The sequence below is a fragment of the Actinophytocola xanthii genome, assembly GCF_001921205.1.
Taxonomy (GTDB): Bacteria; Actinomycetota; Actinomycetes; order Mycobacteriales; family Pseudonocardiaceae; genus Actinophytocola; species Actinophytocola xanthii.
Genome location: NZ_MSIE01000071.1, coordinates 20,258 through 38,262, shown reverse-complemented (window position 1 = coordinate 38,262; position 18,005 = coordinate 20,258). Strand labels below are relative to the sequence as shown.

At 70.7% G+C, this 18,005-nt stretch carries 17 protein-coding genes; 8 read left to right on the top strand and 9 right to left on the bottom strand.

The annotated features are described in order from the left end of the window. Positions 1 to 3: 3 nt before the first annotated feature. From BU204_RS31000 to BU204_RS30985, 4 genes are all read right to left on the bottom strand, one after another. On the bottom strand, positions 4 to 1,485 hold the full coding sequence (locus BU204_RS31000; protein WP_075129340.1) for a right-handed parallel beta-helix repeat-containing protein: 1,482 nt from the start codon (positions 1,483 to 1,485) through the stop codon (positions 4 to 6). A 153-nt stretch (positions 1,486 to 1,638) separates the two neighbouring features. Continuing rightward, positions 1,639 to 2,844, bottom strand: a complete 1,206-nt coding sequence (locus BU204_RS30995) for a hypothetical protein (RefSeq protein WP_075129339.1) — start codon at positions 2,842 to 2,844, stop codon at positions 1,639 to 1,641. Positions 2,845 to 2,876: 32 nt separating this feature from the next. Beyond that, positions 2,877 to 4,310 (bottom strand): hypothetical protein, encoded by a 1,434-nt coding sequence (locus BU204_RS30990; protein WP_075129338.1) that lies wholly within the window; start codon positions 4,308 to 4,310, stop codon positions 2,877 to 2,879. A gap of 211 nt (positions 4,311 to 4,521) precedes the next feature. Next, entirely contained in the window at positions 4,522 to 5,364 is an 843-nt protein-coding gene (locus tag BU204_RS30985; protein ID WP_143229881.1) for a hypothetical protein, read from the bottom strand. 241 nt (positions 5,365 to 5,605) lie between these two features. Between BU204_RS30985 and BU204_RS30980 the strand changes: the two genes are divergently transcribed. Together BU204_RS30980 and BU204_RS30975 are read left to right on the top strand one after the other, a co-directional pair. Beyond that, a complete protein-coding gene (locus BU204_RS30980) occupies positions 5,606 to 5,953 on the top strand; it encodes a VOC family protein (RefSeq protein WP_075129336.1) in 348 nt (115 codons plus the stop codon). A 2-nt stretch (positions 5,954 to 5,955) separates the two neighbouring features. After that, a complete protein-coding gene (locus BU204_RS30975) occupies positions 5,956 to 6,282 on the top strand; it encodes an ArsR/SmtB family transcription factor (RefSeq protein ID WP_075129335.1) in 327 nt (108 codons plus the stop codon). Positions 6,283 to 6,291: 9 nt separating this feature from the next. Here BU204_RS30975 and BU204_RS30970 read toward each other — a convergent pair whose 3' ends face one another. Beyond that, a complete protein-coding gene (locus BU204_RS30970; protein WP_075129334.1) occupies positions 6,292 to 6,870 on the bottom strand; it encodes a helix-turn-helix domain-containing protein in 579 nt (192 codons plus the stop codon). A 79-nt stretch (positions 6,871 to 6,949) separates the two neighbouring features. On the opposite strand from BU204_RS30970, the gene BU204_RS30965 reads away from it, so the two are divergent. The 3 genes from BU204_RS30965 to BU204_RS30955 are packed head-to-tail and all read left to right on the top strand — an operon-like array spanning position 6,950 to position 10,408. Beyond that, positions 6,950 to 7,966: an alpha/beta fold hydrolase gene (locus tag BU204_RS30965; RefSeq protein WP_075129333.1), complete on the top strand. Its 1,017-nt coding sequence runs from the start codon at positions 6,950 to 6,952 to the stop codon at positions 7,964 to 7,966. A gap of 31 nt (positions 7,967 to 7,997) precedes the next feature. Further along, complete coding sequence (locus tag BU204_RS30960; RefSeq protein ID WP_075129332.1) at positions 7,998 to 8,939, top strand: NAD(P)/FAD-dependent oxidoreductase; 942 nt, start codon at positions 7,998 to 8,000, stop codon at positions 8,937 to 8,939. Between the two features lie 17 nt (positions 8,940 to 8,956). Continuing rightward, positions 8,957 to 10,408, top strand: a complete 1,452-nt coding sequence (locus tag BU204_RS30955) for an alpha-L-rhamnosidase-related protein (RefSeq protein ID WP_198943050.1) — start codon at positions 8,957 to 8,959, stop codon at positions 10,406 to 10,408. 50 nt (positions 10,409 to 10,458) lie between these two features. On the opposite strand, the gene BU204_RS30950 is transcribed toward BU204_RS30955, so the two are convergent. Next, complete coding sequence (locus BU204_RS30950) at positions 10,459 to 10,869, bottom strand: Imm10 family immunity protein (RefSeq protein ID WP_075129330.1); 411 nt, start codon at positions 10,867 to 10,869, stop codon at positions 10,459 to 10,461. Between the two features lie 61 nt (positions 10,870 to 10,930). Between BU204_RS30950 and BU204_RS30945 the strand changes: the two genes are divergently transcribed. Then, complete coding sequence (locus BU204_RS30945) at positions 10,931 to 11,575, top strand: trimeric intracellular cation channel family protein (RefSeq protein WP_075129329.1); 645 nt, start codon at positions 10,931 to 10,933, stop codon at positions 11,573 to 11,575. Position 11,576: 1 nt separating this feature from the next. Here the strand turns inward: BU204_RS30945 and BU204_RS30940 are convergent, their stop codons facing one another. Next, the gene (locus tag BU204_RS30940) at positions 11,577 to 11,993 is read right to left on the bottom strand and encodes a MerR family transcriptional regulator (protein WP_332888602.1); all 417 of its coding nucleotides are present in this window, start codon (positions 11,991 to 11,993) and stop codon (positions 11,577 to 11,579) included. Positions 11,994 to 12,093: 100 nt separating this feature from the next. Between BU204_RS30940 and BU204_RS30935 the strand changes: the two genes are divergently transcribed. Next, a complete protein-coding gene (locus tag BU204_RS30935) occupies positions 12,094 to 12,807 on the top strand; it encodes an SDR family oxidoreductase (protein ID WP_075129328.1) in 714 nt (237 codons plus the stop codon). A 27-nt stretch (positions 12,808 to 12,834) separates the two neighbouring features. Here the strand turns inward: BU204_RS30935 and BU204_RS30930 are convergent, their stop codons facing one another. Both BU204_RS30930 and BU204_RS30925 read right to left on the bottom strand, forming a co-directional pair. Beyond that, on the bottom strand, positions 12,835 to 14,307 hold the full coding sequence (locus tag BU204_RS30930) for a radical SAM protein (protein WP_075129327.1): 1,473 nt from the start codon (positions 14,305 to 14,307) through the stop codon (positions 12,835 to 12,837). Further along, positions 14,307 to 16,871, bottom strand: a complete 2,565-nt coding sequence (locus BU204_RS30925) for a glycosyltransferase (protein ID WP_075129326.1) — start codon at positions 16,869 to 16,871, stop codon at positions 14,307 to 14,309. Before BU204_RS30925 ends, BU204_RS30930 begins: the two co-directional genes overlap by 1 nt. Positions 16,872 to 17,098: 227 nt before the next feature. Between BU204_RS30925 and BU204_RS30920 the strand changes: the two genes are divergently transcribed. After that, a complete protein-coding gene (locus BU204_RS30920) occupies positions 17,099 to 17,998 on the top strand; it encodes a proteasome assembly chaperone family protein (protein WP_075129325.1) in 900 nt (299 codons plus the stop codon). Positions 17,999 to 18,005: the final 7 nt, after the last annotated feature.

Sequence of the window (18,005 nt, the reverse complement as noted above, 5' to 3'; positions counted from 1 at the left end):
CGCCTACCCGCAGCCGCCGGAGTCGCCGAAGGTGCTGCAGGTGTCCTGGTTGTACGGTGCCGCCTGCCATGCCTCGGGGGACAGTCCGCGCCCGGCGTTGTGGGCGACGAACGTCCACGGGCCGTAGTACAGGTTGTCGTACCACCGGTTGTCCTGCTGGAAGGTGATCGCGTCGGAGACCGTCCAGGCCTTGTACGGGGACCAGTCGGGGAAGGTGCCGTAGTTCGACAGCACGGCCATCCGCCCGCACAGCGACAGGCACCCCGGCGTCTGCGAGTCGAACTCGAAGGTGTTCCCGTGTACGTGCACCCGCTGGGTCTTCCACCGGCAGTCGCCCAGCAGCGGCGGCGAGGCGATTCCGGGCTGGGCGCAGGACGAGACCTGCGGCACCATGGGCGTGCAGGACAGCCCCGAGGTGTTGGCCGGGCTGTTGCAGAACCGGTCCGCGTTCTCCCACAGCGTGATGGCCGACCAGTTGTCGGAGAACATGTTGCCGCTGATGTCGATCAGGTTGGTCCGCGCGGGAATTCGCGGCTCGCCGCCGGACTCGCTGATGTAGACGGCGGCGACCGGGAAGTTGTCGCCCAGCTCGGCTCGGCGCCGGCCCTGCGGCAACATGTTGCGGCGGAAGGTGTTCCCGCTCAGGACGAGGTTGTAGGAGAGCTCGTAGAACAGGCCCTCGGCGTCGTTGTCCTCGATCAGGTTGCCCTCGATGACGAAGTCGTTGTTGTTGGTGTCGGCCCAGAGCCCGGCGCCGCGGTTGTGGTGCACCCAGTTGTCGCGGATGTCCGCGCCGTCCACCGCCCAGAACTTCGCACCTCCGGTGCAGCCGCAACCCGGTACCTGGGCCTCCCAGTCGTCGGTGTTGTTGCCGGTGATCTCGTTGCCCTCGACGACGAGGTCGGAGATCCCGCCGTTGCGGTAGGCGTTGATGCCGTACTGGCCGTTGTTTCGCAGGCAGTTCCGCAGGATCCGCTGACCGTTCCCGGCCATCATCCCGGCGCCGTCGTTGTCCTCGATGACGTTGCCCTCGATCACCCAGCCGGGCGCCGAGTCGTGGTTGACCACCCCCTGGTTCAGCGACGCGACGAAGCCGCGGATGGTCAGGCCGCTGATCACCACTCCCGAGGCCTGTTGGGTGAACGCCGCCCGGTTGATCCCGCGCCCGTCCAGCACCGCGCCCGGTGCGCCGAGATAGACGTTGCCGTCCTTCGGTATCACCTGCCCGAACTGGTCGGCCACCAGCGTGTGGGTGCCGGGGCCGAGCCAGAACGTCGTGCCCGGCGGGCTGTTCCGGGTGGCCGTCGACAGGTCGGTACCCGGCATCACCGTCGTGGCGTCGGCGGGTGCCGAGGGCACACCGATGGCGGCACCGCACGCCCCGGGAGCCCGCTGCTCGGCCGCCGGCGATCCGACCGGCGCCGCGCCCTGCAGGGCGACCAGGGAGATCGCCAACGTCAGCGCGCGTGACGAAACCTTTTTCATGAGCCCTCCGGAAACAGCGTGCTCCCCCGCGTATTGAGGAGGGTGTCGCTGCCGGGCGCGGTGCCGTTGCAGTGGTTTCGAATTCCCCGCCCAATGCTGCGAAATACACGGCCGTACGGAGGAACGTGGTTTCGACCGGTCGGAATCCTCGGCTCAGATCCAGTGGGCGCGGTGGGCGTCGACGGCCTCGGCGGCCCAGCGTGTGATGGTGTCGCCGTTCTCCTCGGTGGGATAGACGACGTATCCCTCGGTGAAGCCGTTCAGCGTGGTGAACGAGACGCCGGCGTTGCCGCTGTTCACCGCGAGGTCCCGCTGCTGGCGCAGCCAGTCGGTGGTGAACCCGTAGCTCCCCAGGTGCGGGAAGACGATGCGGGCGTCGTACCCCGGCAGCAGCGGCGCGAGGTAGGGAATGCCGGAGGCCGCCCAGGTCCGGGTGATCTGCCGGGCGTAGGCCATCCGCTCGTCCGGGGTGATCTGCTCCTCCGGTTCCGCCGCGCCCGGGCTCTGGGAGGTGATGTTGAACGGGTTGATGCCCAGTACGCTCGACGTCGTGCGCAGGGCCGCCGGGTCCGGGCCGGCATGTGAGCCGAACGGAGGAAGCGGTGTGGGGTCGAGCCACCAGCCCGGCAGGTGGCCGCTGCGCTGGTGCAGCAGCCGGGCCGCGGTGTCGAACCCGGCCGCGAAGTCCACCGGGTCCACCTGCCCGAGGTGGATCGCCTCGATCTGCCCCAGTACGTGGCGGGCCTTGCCGGTCCGGTCGAAGACCCGCAGGAAGTTGGGCTCGTCACCGAAGTGCTTGAGCAGCCACCCGGCGCGGTCGAGCAGCACGTCGAGGTTCGTCGGGAAGTACTCGAAGAACCGGTTGTTCGGCGTCACCTCGAGCAACGGGGCAACCAGCAGGCCGACCTCCCTCGCCACGGCGAACAGCTCGCGGACCCGGGCGATCTGTTCGGCTTCGGTGTAGGTGCCGGGAACGTTCTCGTGCGGCCACCGGGTCCGGGAGAACAGCCAGGTCGGGGCGAAGGCGTCGGTGTCCCCCTCGTGCCCGAAGTAGGACAGCGTGACCGTGTTCAGCCCGACGCCGACCAGCCGCTGCAGGGCGAACCGGATGTCGGCCGTGCTCGTCCAGTCCAACCGGTCCGGGTCGAGGGGGTGCCGGGTGAACAGCGGCACCGAGTTCGGGTTGTGCGGTCCGCCGAAGAAGAGTCCTGTGTAGACCCGACGGTTGACGTGCGAGCCGTTGGCGATCCGCCCCCAGGTGCCGGCCTGCGCCGGCCGCGCGCCGGCCAGTAGTGGCACCCCGAGCGTGGCGGCCCCGCCGACCAGCGCCGCCCGCCGGGTGAACGTGTTTCCGGACATGTGCTCCCCCTTGTTCCTTACGGCCCGGCTTCTCACGGGCAGTCGGACGGTCCGGTCACCCGCACGAGGACCGGCTGGCCGACCTGGCCCGCTGTCGTGATCACGCCGGCCAGCGCTCCGCAGACGGCGGTGTCGGTCAGCGTCGGTGACTCGGCCGGTGTCGCGGGTACCGCGCTGACGTGCACCGCGGCGTTGGCCACTGGTGCTCCCCGGTGGACCAGCTCGGCGTCGACGATGCTCAGCCGGGCCAGGTTGGTGGTGTGGATCAGGGGTTCGGGCGTGGCGGACGGCACGCGGACGCCGGACAGCAGGACGTCGGTCGGTCTGGCCGTGTCCTGTCCGGAGACCCGGACCGCGGCACCGGGTCCGGAGGCGGCGACCCGCTCGACGACGCTGTCCAGGACGCGCAGGTTGACGATGCGCTCGCGGGCCAGGACGGGTGCCTGTGCGCTGCCGGGGACGCTGCGCAGGTGCAGCCGCGACAGGGTCACGTCGTGGGCGTTGAGCACGAACACGCCGCCGTCCTCCACCACCGAGTCGGTGAGGGTGACGCCTCGCACGACCTTGCAGCCCTTGCCGGCGACGGTCACGGTGGCCCCGGAGGAGCGGCCGGTGCGCAGGGTGAGCCGCCGGAGCTGGACGTCGCGGACCAGCGTCTCGCAGCCGGTGCCACCGGTCGGCTCGAAGTCGATGGCCTGGTCGCCGACCCGCACCGACTCGCCGCGTTCGACCACGAGGCCCTGCACGCCGCGCTGGAGGCTGACGAACGACCGGTCGCAGTCCAGGCCGACGACGTCCCGGATCGTCGTGTTCACCACCAGCGCCGGCGCGGTCCCGAGGGCGCCGAGCAGCCGGACGCAGTCCCCGCCGGTGGAGGCGCCCATCGTCGGCAGGGTGAACGCGAGCCGCTCGACGAGGACGTCGCGGGTGGGCCCGGTCAGCTGGAGCAGGTGGGTCTGTTCGCCGGTGTTGGAGCGTTGCGACCCGTCCAGGCTCAGGTCGCTGACGGCCACCCCCGACGCCCCGCCGGCGATCTCCACCAGGATCCAGTCCTGCGGCGCGGAGCAGCCGGGGCAGGTGCCCGAGCCCAGCATCGCCAGCACGGTCACCCCGACCCCGACCCCGGCGCCCCGCACCGTGAGCGGCTCGGTGATCCGCAGACTGCCGATCGAGTCCGACCCGCCCGGCCGACGGGTGGCGTGGAACCGCCCCGCCGCCAGTTCCAGACACCCCGGCCCGTCCTGCGCGGCGGTGATCGCCCGCTGCAACGCGTCGCGGTCGTCGAGACCGTCGTCCGGCACCGCCCCGTGGTCCACCGCCCGCACACACGCGGGCGCGGCCACCGCCAGTGTCGACACTCGTGTCGTCACTGAGGCCGACACCACCCCCACCCCGGCTCCCGTTGCCGCGAGCACCAGCCCCAGCACCATCGCCAGCCGACCGACCCGCCCGAACATGAGCACCACCGTCCCTCCGTCGCCCGCCGATCCTGGCCGCCGGAGTTGCAGTCCTGTTGCACCGTGACGTGCGGCGAGGCTGAAGTGCGGCGGCGTGGGGACGCGGACGCGAGGAGCAGCACCCGATTCTCCACAGCGCGCTGTCGGCGAGGCGGCAGGCGCCGAGCATGCGGATGGCCCGCCCCCGTGTCGGGAGCGGGCCATCCGGTGTGCGCTGTGGTCAGCTGCCGTAGGTGAACGACGTGTCGGCCGGGCCGGTGGTGTTGCTGTTGCGCAGGTCCCACCAGTTCGGCTGGCCGGGGTAGACGAGGCCGGGGTTGTCATCGCCCGTGTTGTCCCAGTCGCCGATCACCTCGAGGCCGCCCCTGCCGTAGTCGAACGTGACGTCGGCAATCCCGGAGCTGTTGGTGTTGCGCAGGAACCACCTGTTGTCCACGACACCGTTCGCGTCGAACCGCACGAGGCCGACGGTGTCGTCGCCGTCCGCGTCCCAGTCGCCCGCGATCGGGAAGCCTTCACCGCCGTAGTTCAGCGTGATGTTGGCCGCGCCGGAGGTGTTGCTGTTGCGCAGGTAGTAGGTGTTGGGGCTGCCGAAGGCCACGAGACCGATGGTGTCGTCGCCGTCGCCGTCCCAGTCCCCGATCAGCGGGTAGCCGTAGCTGCCGTAGGTCACTGTGATGTCGGCGACCCCGCTGGTGTTGCTGTTGCGCAGGAAGTACCGGTTCGGGCTGCCGAACGCCACCAACCCGATCGTGTCGTCGCCGTCGCCGTCCCAGTCCCCGACGATCGGGAACACGCTGCCCCCGCCGCCGAAGGACACCGTGATGTCCGCGACGCCGCTCGAGTTGCTGTTGCGCAGGTAGTAGGTGTTGGGCGAGCCCGGCCGGAACACCCCAGGAGTGTCGACACCGTCCCCGTCCCAGTCGCCGCTGAGGTGGTACCCGTTGCTGGCCTGCAGCACGCTCGGGTCGCCCTCGGCACCGGCCGCCGGTGCGGCCAGCAACGACACCGCCGCCATCGACACGGATAAGAACGCAGCGGACACCGCCGTTTTTGCTTTCATAATGCCTCCCCCATGAGATACGGAAGAAATCACAACCCGGTCACCCTATCGGAGAGTCACCGGGTTGTAATTCGCCCGAATGTCGTAGTCCTGTCCACTAAGGGCCCAACAAGAATGTGCGAATTGTTATGTAACACAATTGTTGAAAACTGCTTCATCTTTGTCGACCGTGGGGTTGACCGCCTCGCTATGGTTAGCAAGGTTGCTAAGTATCCGAACCGACGAACGGAGACCAGACGCGGTGATCACCGGCACCCACGCGGTCATGTACAGCAAGGACGCCCCGGCCCTCCGGGAGTTCCTCCGCGACGTCCTGGAGTTCGACTCGGTCGACGCGGGTGGCGGATGGCTGATCTTCCAGCTCCCGCCGGCCGAGCTCGGGGTCCACCCGACGGAGGCGGCCGACGCGGGCCACGAGTTGTACCTCATGTGCGACGACATCCACGCCACGGTCAAGGAGCTCGAGGGCAAAGGGGTGGAGTTCGTCCGACCCGTCGAGGACGCGGGGTGGGGGCTGCTGACCGCGATCCGTGTCCCGGGCGGCGGCCAACTCGGGATCTACGAGCCCAGGCACGCGTCCCCGAACTGACGATGAGCCGTCCTCGGGTCGTCCGCGAGCTCGGTGAGCTCGATGTCGTGTTCGGCGCGCTCGCGCACCCGACCCGTCGGGAGATCCTGCTCGTCCTGCACGACCGCGGCGGCGAGGTCACGGCCGGTGACCTCGCCGCCCGGTTCGAGCAGAGCTGGCCCACCACGACCCGCCACCTCGGCGTCCTGGTCCGGTCCGGCCTGGTCAGCGTTCGCAGGTCGGGGCGTGAGCGGCTGTACCGGATGGACCGCGACCGGCTCGTCGGAGGGCTCGGCCTCTGGCTGCACCAGGTGCGGATCGGCGTGATCGACCACCGCCGGGACCCCTGACGGGCGTGGTCAGTCGCGAAGCGCGGGCAGGTGCGCGCGTTCTCCCTGTGCGCCGAACAGGGTGAGCAGCTCCGCCGGCTGGTCGTCGGCGCTGCCGATCCAGTGCGGCACGCGCGTGTCGAACTCCGCCGCCTCTCCCGGGCCGAGCCGCAGGTCGCGCTCGCCCAGGACGAACCGCACTTGTCCATTGAGGACGTAGAACCACTCGTACCCCTCGTGGGTCTGCAGCTCGGTCGTCGGTTCCCGGCCCGCCGGCGGATAGATCACCTTGTACGCCTGGACCCCGCCGGCCCGCCTCGTCAACGGCACCACGACCAGGCCGTTGTACCGCACCGGGCGCAGGTGGATCCGCGGATCCCCGGTCGGCGGCGCCTCGACCAGGTTCTCGATGGGAACCCCGTGGACCCGCGCCAGCGGTAGCAGCTGCTCCAGCGTCGGGCGGAGCTTTCCGTTCTCCAGCCGCGACAACGTGCTCGACGTCAGCCCGGTCTCGTCAGCCAGCCGCGTCAGTGTCCAACCCCGTGCCCGCCGCAGCGCACGCAGGCGTGGTCCGACGCCCGCCAGGATGTCCCTCTCGGTGCTTCCCATGGACGCATCATGCGGATCTGCAACTTTTCTTGCAAGCCCGGAACGCCCCGTGGTGACGTTGTCCGCGGAGGTGACAGGCATGACCCCGACCCATACGACCAGACCACGACGCGCTGTCGCGTTGCTGACCGCCCTCGCGTTGGTCTCGGCCTGCGCGACCGACGCCGGCCAGGCGCCCGGCCAGCGAGTGGTCGCCGACTCCTTCGACGCCGCGACGCGCGGCGACGACGAGTTCAACCGGCGGTTCCGCCACGAGTTCGCCGACGTCGACGGCGTGCGGATGCACTACGTCACCGGCGGGACCGGCGAACCGCTCGTCCTGCTGCATGGCTGGCCGCAGTCCTGGTACGAGTGGCGCGAGATCATGCCGGCACTCGCCGACCGGTACACCGTGTACGCCCTGGACCTCCCCGGGCTCGGTGACAGCACGGGAGCACCGCCGAGCTACGACAAGGCGACCCTGGCCCGGTTCGTGCACGGCCTGGTCGCCGGCGAGCTCGGCCTGTCCGACATCAACCTGGTCGGGCACGATCTCGGCGCCGGCGTCGGCTTCCAGTACGTCGTCCAGTACCCCGAGCACGTCACCCGGTACGCGCACCTGGACTATCCCCTCCCGGGGCCGGTTCTCAGCGCCGCCCAGTACCGGTCGCTGAGCTGGCACATCGCCTTCCACGGGCAGGGCGAGTTCCCCGAGGCGGTCGTCGCCGACGACGTCCGGGAGTACCTCGCGCTGTTCTACTCCCACGTCGCCTACGGCGGGGAGAGCTTCGGTGGCCCCGGGGCGAGGCCCCCGTTCTCCGAGGCGCAGATCGACGAGTTCGCCCGCACCTACCGCCGTCCGCAGGTCCTGACCGGAGGCTTCGAGCTGTACCGGACGCTCGAGCAGGACGAGCGCGACAACCTGGCCGCGCCGCCGATCGCGGTGCCGACGCTGCTGATGACCGCGGAAGGGGTCCTCGCGCCCATCCGGTCCACAGTAGAACCACGGATGTCGCGGATAACCCGGGCCGTAGAGGTGCCGGGAGCGGGCCACTGGCTGCCCGAGGAGAACGCGGACTTCGTCACCAGCGAGCTGCTGGCGTTCTTCGCCGGCTGAGTCGACTCCCACGAGACGGAGAGAGAGAGACATGGACTTCGATGTGATCGTCATCGGCGGCGGCGCCGCCGGGCTGTCGGCCGCGTTGGTGCTCGGCCGGTCTCGGCGCGCGGTCCTGGTCGTCGACGAGGGCAACCCGCGCAACGCCCCGTCCAACGGCGTGCACAACTACCTCGGGCTGGAGGGGGTGGCGCCGCACGAGCTGCTGCGCCGCGGCCGGGAGGAGGTCGCGCGTTACGGCGTCACCCTCGTCGACTGCCGCGTGAGCGGCGCGACCCGGATCCCCGACGGCTTCTCGGTGGCCCTCGCCGACGGTCGGAGGTTCACCGCGCGACGCCTGCTGGTGGCCACCGGGCTCGTCGACGACCTGCCCGACATCCCCGGACTCGCGCGGCGCTGGGGGAGGGACGTGCTGCACTGCCCCTACTGCCACGGCTGGGAGGTGCGGGACCGGCGCGTCGGCGTGCTCGCGAGCGGCCCGCTGGCCGTGCACCAGGCCCAACTCTTCCGCCAGCTCAGCGACCGGGTGACGCTCTTCCAGCACACTGGCCCCGTCGTCTCCGCCGAGGATCGGGCGGGGCTGGCCGCCCGCGGGATCGAGGTCGTGGCGGGAACGGTCGAGGCCGTCGAGGTGACCGACGACCGGCTCAGCGGCCTGCAGCTGCACGGCGACCGGATCGTCCCCCTCGACGCGCTCGTCGTCGCACCGCGGCTGCGTGCGCACGACGAGGTTGTCGCCGGGCTCGGCCTGGTGGCGGCCGAGCGGGAGGTGGGCGGCCACGTGCTGTGGTCCGCGCTCGCGGCGGAGCCGAACGGGTCGACCTCGGTTCCCGGCGTGTGGGTCGCGGGCAACGTGACCGACGCGCAGGCCACCGTCGCCGCCGCGGGCGCGTCCGGTGTCACCACGGCGGGTGCCCTCAACGCCGACCTGGTTGCCGAGGACGTCAGGCGCGCCCTCGCGGCGGCGCCGTAGTGCGCCGGGGGACCAGGGTGCGGTGGATCCAGGTCACCGGGCTGCCCGAGGGCTACGTGCCGCCGCGTGACCTCGTCACCGGGGTGAGGCTCCAGGCCGACACGCCGGCGACAGGGGAGCTCCACAGCTCCGACCCCCGCATCAACCGTCTCCACAGGATGGCCCGATACGCCTTCGCCAGCAACATGATGTCGGTCGTCACCGACTGCCCCGGGCGCGAGAAGCTGTCCTGTCCGGCCGACTACACCATGCCGATGGGCGCGATCCACCGGAACCTCGGCCTGGACGCGTACCTGCGGACCACCATGCGCCACCTGGTCGAGGGACAGTCCGTCGCAGACACCCCGATGTTCGGCAACGTGGCCCTGAAGACCCCGGTCTACGACTGGGGCTACAGCGGGCGGTTCAGCGACGAGATCAACTGGGGCAACGCGATCGTGCTCGTGCCGTGGTTCCAGTACGAGCTCTACGGCGACACGCGGACGATGAGCGCGCACTACGACCGGATGGTCGACTTCGTCGACTACATCCGCCGGGAGAAGGTCACCGGCGACATCGTCGACGCCGCCCTGGGCGACTGGGTCGCCGCCGACCAGACGTCGGGTCGGATCACCGGCACCTGGGGGTACTACGTGATGATCACGAGGATGGCCGCGATGGCCAGGCTGACCGGCCACCATGCCGACGCCGGCGAGTACGAGGCCCTGGCGGCGTCGATCAAGCGGTCGTTCAACGACGCGTTCCTCAACGAGGCCCTCGGCCGGTACACGTCCAACGGCGACGCCGGCCCCGAGGGCGCGACCCAGACCGCCCAGGCACTGGCGCTGGACGCGGGGCTCGTCCCCGAGGTCTACCGCGCCCGCGTCCTCGACGCCCTGGTGGAGCTCGTCCAGAGCTACCACCCGATCGGCGACGGCCCCCACTTCAGCGGCGGGACCATCGGCATGGGCCCGATCATCCGCGCCCTGACCGCCGCCGACCGCGACGACGTCCTGTGGGACCTCCTGCGGCAGAACGAGGAGCCCGGCTACGGCCACTTCCTGGCCCCGACCCCGGCCAACCCCGACGGCATGACCACGATGGGCGAGCGCTGGAACCGCGGGGACTCCAAGAACCACATGATCCTCGCCCAGATCGACGAGTGGTTCCAGACCGGTCTGGCCGGGATCCGGCCGGGCGCCAACGCCTACCGCACGCTGGTCATCCACCCCAAGCCCACCGGCGAACTGCGGTACGCACGCGGCAGCTACGACACGCCACAGGGCACCGCACGGACCTCGTGGACCAGAAGCGGGGACCGCTTCACCCTGACCGCCACGATCCCGGCCAACACGACCGCGGAGGTCTGGCTGCCCGGCGACCACGTCTCCGCCCCCGCCCGCGCGGCCTTCGACCGCGTGGAAGGCCGGTACTCGGTCTACCGCGTCCCGTCCGGACGGTTCACCTTCACCGCGACCGACCTCCCGTAGGGCGGCCGCCATGCCTTCGTCCGCGACCGCCCAGGGCAGTACGTCTAGTTCTAGAGCTCGACCTCCGCCGGGCGCGCGTCCGGCCGCCCGTAGGCCATGATCCGCGCAAGCCCGAGCCGGAGCTGGTCGATGGCGGCGTCGTCGACGTCGAGCACCGCCTCGATCTCCGGGTCGTCCAGCCCGAGCTCCTCGAGGCTCGAGTCGTCGACCCGCACCCGGAGCACCCGGTCCCGGAGCACCAGCTGCCGGACAGCGCCGTATGCGGTCCCCTGGTCGGCGGTGACCAGGCAGTGGGTGTCCTCACCCAGCTCGGCGTCCTCCTCGTCCGGCTCGGTGAGGCCGCACATGAACAGCAGGAGCATGCCCTCGCCGTCCTCGTCCTCGGCCACCCCCGCCGTCAGGCACTCGAGCTCGTCGTCCTCGTCCACGCCCACCGCACGGGCGGTGAATCTCATCGTCATCCGGGGGATCGTAGTGCGGGCGGTCACCCCTTCGTACGCGACGCCGCAGTAGACAGGGGGCATGACGACCGAGCCCCCGCTGCTGCTGGTGCTTGACCTGATCGGGACGTTCGCCTTCGGCCTCAACGGGGCCCTGACCGCGGTGCGGGCCGCCCAGCTCGACATCGTCGGTGTGGTGACGCTGGGGGTGATCACGGCTCTGGGCGGGGGCATCATCCGTGACGTCCTGCTCGGCGACGTCCCGCCGGCGACCCTTCGGGACTGGCGGTACCTGGCGTTGGCGGTCCTGGGTGGGCTGGTGGCGTTCGCGCTCAGCCAGTGGCTTGACCGGTTGGAGATGTCGATCAACGTGCTGGACGCGGTTGGGCTGAGCGTGTTCGCGGTGATCGGGGCCAGCAAGGCGGTGGCCTTCGGGCTCGGGGTGGGGCCGGCGGTGATCCTGGGTGCGGTGACCGGGGTCGGCGGGGGCACCATCCGCGACACGCTCGTGCGGCAGGTCCCCTCGGTGCTGCGCAGTGACCTGTACGCGATCCCGGCCCTGCTCGCCGCCGCACTCACGGTCGGCGCCATCCACCTCGGGATCTACGGGCTGTGGGCCGCGCTGGCGGCGGCCGCGATCTGCTTCGCCGTCCGGATGCTCGGCGTCGTCCTCGGGCTCAACGCGCCGCGGCCGCGCGGCGCTCGCCCGGCGTCGGACGGGGGATGACTCAGCCGGCGGACCCGGCTGTCGCCGCCTCCGCCGACAGGTCACACTCCGGGTTGCGGTCGCGTGCCGCGTCGATGATGCCGTCGAGGCGCTCGCGGGTCGTGGTGAGGTCACGGATCTGCGCGTCGATCCGGTCTCGCTCGGCGGCGAGGTGGGTGATCATTTCGTCGGTCGCGACCCCCGTGTGCACGCACGGAAGCAGGCCGGTGATGGCCTTGCTGTTGAGCCCGGCCGCGTACAGCGCCTGGATCCACCGAACCCGTCGCACGGCGTCGTCGCCGTAGTGGCGCTGGCCGGAGGGACTTCGCTCCGAGGTCAGCAGGCCCTGCTCCTCGTAGTAGCGCAACGCCCGGGTGCTCACCCCGGCCGCTGCCGCGACGTCACCAATGCGCACGGCGGCCTCCATCTCGTGATCCACGTCACTTCTTGCTGCCTTTGACGTCAACGTCAGGTTTTAGCCTAGCACCAGCTCGCCCCCGCGGGAGACGACCGCGGGGGCCCGGCATCAGGGAGACGCCATGGACATCAGGGGTTCGGTCGCGCTGGTCACCGGCGCCAACCGCGGCATCGGCCGCCACTTCGTGCGGCAGCTGCTCGACCGCGGCGCGACCACGGTGTACGCCACGGCCCGCAGGCCGGAGAGTGTCGACCTCGACCTGCCCGGCGTGCGGGTCCTGCCGCTGGACGTCACCGACTCCGACTCGGTCGCGACGGCGGCGGCCGCGGCGGGCGAGGTGACCCTGCTGGTCAACAACGCCGGGATCTCCACCTACCAGAACCTGGTCGCCGGGGACCTGGACAAGATCCGACTGGAGATGGACACGTTCTTCTGGGGGTCCCTCCGCACGGTCCGGGCGTTCGCGCCGGTGCTCGGCCGCAACGGTGGCGGAGCCATCCTCAACGTGCTGTCCGCCATGTCGTGGTTCTCCTACGACGGCGCCAACTCCTACGCCGCGGCGAAGGCCGCGCAGTGGGCGCTGACCAACGGGGTCCGCCTCGAGCTGGCCGGGCAGCGCACCCTGGTGAGCGCCCTGCACATGGGAGCTGTCGACACCGACATGGTGGCCGGTTTCGACCTGGCCAAGCTCGACCCCGCCGACGTCGTCCGAGTGGCGCTCGACGGCGTCGAGGCCGGCGCGCTCGAGATCCTCGTCGACGACGCCAGCCGGCAGGCCAAGGCCGGGGTCGCCGGCGACCCCGGTGCGCTGTACCCGCAGGTGGTTTCCGCCTGAACACCGTCGTCGCTGCCGGGTGAGTTCTCAGTCCGGGAGGTTCAGCTCGGTGTTGATGACGGCCTCGACGAGCACCTCGCCGTCCGGGGTGAGGGTCACGCCGGAGTCGTCGAGGCGGGCGAGGCCACGGGACACGAGCGAGTCCAGCAGCGGGCGCCACGGCGGTGCCAGCAGCGAACGACCGAAGCGTGTCCGGTGAACCTCGTCGCTCACCGGCTGGAGCGAGGTCAGTGCCATCTTGACGGCGCGGGACTCCTGGGCGGCGGGGGAGAAGCGGGTGGCCGAGGCAAGCGGGACGCGTCCGGCCTCGACGGCCTCGACGTACCGGGGCCAGTTCACGTCGGTGATCGCCTCGGAGCGGCGGCAGCTCGAGCTGCCGCCCAGGCCGATCGCGACCTCGGCCTCCTGGCGGTCCTGATCGACCATGATGGACTTCCAGGTCTCCGGACCCCGACCGGCGCGGGCGAAGTACATCGTCGGGTGCTCGGTGTACCCGGCCGCGCGCAGGCCCTCGGTGAGCAGCTCCCGCATCTGGTACTGCTCGCCGAGCGGCGGCCACCGGTGGCCGGTGCGCGCGAGCTTGTCGCGGTAGTCGGGGAACTGCCAGGCCGCCGGCTGGACCCCGGCCACCCCCGTTCGGGTGTCCGTATAGGACTTCAGGTGCAGCTTCGTGCACACGACGGCGGTGACCTCGAGGTCGAGCACGGTGTCGAGGTCGCGGCGCACGCTGTCGAGCGTCTGGTCGAGCAGCCCGTACATCAGGTCGATGCTGACCCACTCGAACCCGGTGCGCTGCGCCTCGCGGACGAAGTCGACGCACATCCGCCCGCTGTGCTCGCGTCCGCACTCGTGCAGCACCGTGTCGTCGAAGGACTGCACCCCGCTGGACAGCTTCCGCACGCCGAGCGAGGCGAGGAGCTCGAGCTTGTCCGGGGTGAACGTGCTCGGATCGCCCTCGAACCGGATCGCGGTCTCCGGGCCGAAGGCGAAGTTCTCGCGGTAGAAGTCGAGCAGGCGGCGGATCGCGTCCGGTGGGAGCAGCGATGGCGTGCCGCCGAAGACGTTGAACTCGCCGACCGGCGCGTCGCGGAGGCTGGGCACCGCGGCCAGCCACAGCCGGGCCTCCCTGATGTTCCAGTCCACCCACTGCTCGGCCTTGGCGTCGGCGTTCGGTCCCTTGGCCAGTACCACCGGGTACTGGCAGAACCGGCACCGGTAGGCGCAGGTGGGGATGTAGGACCACAGGTGGATCGGCGCGGTCGAGGCCAGCTGTTCGTCCAGGTCGGCCAGGAAGTCGCCCGGCGGGTAGCCGGTCTCGTCGCCCGGGAAGACGTGCGCCCCGAACGGGTCCTCGACCACGTACTCCAGCAGGTGCCGGTTCTCCGGCCTGGCGAGGGTCGCGGTCACCGCGGCCGGCGGTCGCGACGGGTCGACGAGCCGGAGCGACTCGAGCGCCTCGGCGTAGGTCGTCTGGTGGTGAAGCTGTGTCGGGACGGCCATCAGAACACTCCTCCGTTACCGAAGTAGTTGTGCGCCTCGCCGGATTCCCTGTCCTCGCAGTAGTAGCGGACGAACTCCGCGAAGCGCTCCGGGGGCACGTCGGCGAGGCAGGGCGGCAGCGGCGGGGGGTACCCGATGTCCTCACCGACCGTCGCCCGCAACCGCGCGAAGATCTCGTCGGCGAACTCGAGGTAGAGCCGGTAGGACGGCGTCTTGTACGAGTGGATCGGGGTGAGGTCGATCATCCGCATCTCGTCGATGATCTCCGCGATGCGCCTGCCGAGCCGTTCGGCGAGACCGGGTGTGAAGAACTCGATCACCGCGTCGTCGTCCAACAGCGACGGGGTGAGCAGCACGGGCAGGATCACGTTCTTCGGCGTGAAGTCCTTGATGGAGAACTCCCACGCCTGCCGCGCCTCCTCCTCGGTGAGGTCGGCACCGGCGAGGGCACCGGGCGGTCGGACGTCGCGCATCACGATGATCCCGTCCGAACCGTACGCCCGCCCCGCGATCACCTCCTCGATCGTGTGGTCGACCCGGCGCGGGTTGATCTCGACCCTGGACCGGGGGACGTAGGTGATCTCCTCGCCCGACCCGCGCACCCGGATGCCGAAGTCCCAGTCGTCGGAGAGGTGGCTGACGAACCGCCCGTCCCTGAGCTGGTAGAAGATCTCGATGCCGCCGACCCGGTCGTGCACGTCCCGGTCGACGGCGAACCCCTTGCCGTCCGGGAACCCGCCGAACAGGGCCCACGTGACGTGCCGGCACCGCAGGGTCCGGATGATCGCGTCCCATAGCCTCGGCCGGTCGGCGAACCGTTCGGGGGCGTAGTAGTAGTCGCACACGCCGATCGCCGCCTTGCCGGACTCCATCGCGGTGAACAGCTCCGCGAGCCAGTCCGGGTCGACCCGGCAGTCGGCGTCCGCCGAGACCAGGTAGAACCGCTCGGCGCCGTTGACGCGGCCGTGGCTGCGCACGCTGGCGAACCGCATACCGGTGCGGCGGGCGCAGGAGACGCCCTGTTCCTGTTCGGCCACGACGTGCACGGTCAGGTCCGGGTGCTCCCGCGCGAAGCGGCGGACGACGTCGGCCGAGCCGTCCGTGGAGTTGTTGTCCACCACGACTACCTCGTAGCAGGCCCGATCGATGCCGCGCTGCTCGTAGAGCGACGTGAGGACCTCGGGCAGGTTCGCCCGCTCGTTGTAGACGGGGAGGACGACCGACAGCCGTACCCGTTCGTCCATCGGCGTGAGCACCAGCCGGTCGAGCAGCTCGACGGCGCTGTCCTGGCCGAAGTGCCGCGCCCCGAGCCGGTAGTTGTGCTCCGCCATGTCCGTCCGCCTCTCCTCGTCGTGCAACAGGTCCCGCACCTGGTCGACGAAGTCCCGGTCGGGCAGGTCCCCTGTGGCCGGGTCGAACACCACGCCCCGGAAACCCTTGCCGCCGTAGACGGTGTCGTAGAGCTGGTAGCGGGTGGTCAGGTACGGCACGCCGGCGGCGATCGCCTCGCCGATCGGGTTCCCGTAGCTCTCGTAGTCGTAGGAGGTCAGGAACGACACCACGGTGGCGTGGGCGAGCAGGTCGCGCACGCCGTAGTGACCGCTGGTCTCCTGCGGGGCGAGCCAGCCGCCGAACACCACCCGGTCGGTCACCCCGAGCCGCTCGGCGACCGCGGTCAGCCGGCGGAACTCGGCGGGGGACTCCTCGGCGTCGCCGGCCACGAACAGGTAGGCCTCCGGGATGCCGGCGAGCAGGTGCAGCTCCCGGTCGATCCGCTTCTGCGGGATGATCCGGGTGCACCGGGCGATCAGCGGTGCGTCGGGCGGAATGCCGTACGCCAGGCGGAAACCCGCGTTGCGTGGGTCGACCGTCGCGCGGCGACACGGGAAGGTGTTGGGCAGGACGTCGATCGCGGTGAGGTGCGGCGCCCACTCCAGGGTTCTGCGCCGCGCCTCCTCGTGCAGCGCCAGGTAGTGGATGTGCGGCGAGGCGACCGGGCGGGGTGTCGCCGGGTAGGGGAACTCGCCGTACTTGCCGCTGCCCGGTTCGCTCTGCCACATCAGATCGTGGTCGCGCCACAGCACGAACCGTCCCAGCCCGCGGCGGCGCCCGTACTCCTCGATGGCCTGGTACAGGGCGGTGGTGTAGGTGATGTTCTCGGGCAGCGTCCCGTTCTCCACCAACACGAACTCGACGTCGTGGCGCTCCCAGGTGACGACGACGAGCTCGGCCAGCTCCGCCGCGATCCGCGCCACGTCGGGTAACAGGTGGACGCCCCCGCCCCGGCCGACCACGTCCCGGAGCACCGCCGCGACGAAGTTCCTGTCGTAGCCGGCGATTCGGTCGACCCCCGCGATCCGGCCGAGCCGCACCCAGTCGGGCAGCAGGGCGGCTTCCTCGCCGTAGGGCCGGAAGAACTCGCCCTTGTCCGACTTGACGTCGTAGCCGAGGTCGAGGAACACGTCGTGTCCCTGGTCCGCGAACAGCCGCGCGGTCTTGACGAACTCCACGACGACCCCGGAGATCGGTGTCGCGTCGAATGACACACCCCAGAGCGACGTCATGTACTCGACGCTAACAACTGGGGACGTTCCGTGGGGATGGACACATGGGCCGTCCCACCGCGCCGGACACTCGGAGCGGACCGGCCCACCTGCTCGGCGGTCGCGGCCGGCCAGGCAAGATGCGGACCAGCACGAACGCTGGCACGCGCCGGTCCGCACCCGGGAATGCCCGGCGCCGGTCCGGCGTTCACCCTCACAAGCACGTGTGATGACCTGGGAGGACTGCGGTGGCGATGGACTCGGAGGAGCTGTTCGAGGTCGACTCCGACGTCCCGGACCTGAGCGGGGCGGTGCTGTTGCACCACTTCGACGGGTTCATGGACGCCGGTTCGGCCGGTTCGACGCTCGTGGAGCACCTGTTGGCGACCCACGAGCACCGGGTGGTCGCACGTTTCGACGTCGACGAGCTGGTCGACTACCGCGCCCGTCGTCCCGTGATGACCTACGACACGGACCGCTGGACGCACTACGACGCCCCCGAGCTGGTCGTGCACCTGCTGCACGATGCGGTCGGCAACCCGTTCCTGCTGATGACGGGCCCGGAGCCGGACCGCCGCTGGGAGGCCGTCGCGGCGGCCGTGCGTGCCCTGGTCGAGCGCTGGGGCGTGCGGCTGACCATTGGTTTCCACGGCATCCCGATGGGTGTTCCGCACACCCGGCGGCTCCTGGTGATCACCCACGCCACGAGGCCCGAGCTGGTCACCGAGAAGTCGCCGTTTAGCCGGGTGCAGGTGCCGGGTCACCTGTCGGCGCTGCTCGAGCTGCGCCTGGGGGAGGCCGGCCACGACGCCATGGGCTTCGCCGCGTACGTGCCGCACTACCTCGCGCAGGGCACCTACCCCGGGGCCGCCGTCGGCCTGCTCGAGACGCTGACCAAGGCGACCGGCCTGGCGATCGAGCCCGGCCGCCTGCACGAGTCCGCGAAGCGGACCGACGCCGAGGTAGCGCGCCAGGTGGCGGAGTCCGCCGAGGTGGCCGAGATGGTCGCGGCCCTGGAGCGCCAGTACGACTCGTTCACCGAGGCGTCCGACAACCTCCTGGTGGGCGAGGGCGAGCCGGTCCCGACCGCGGATGAGCTGGCCGCCGAGCTGGAACGCTTCCTGGCCGAACAGTCCCGCGACAACTGAGCCCCCC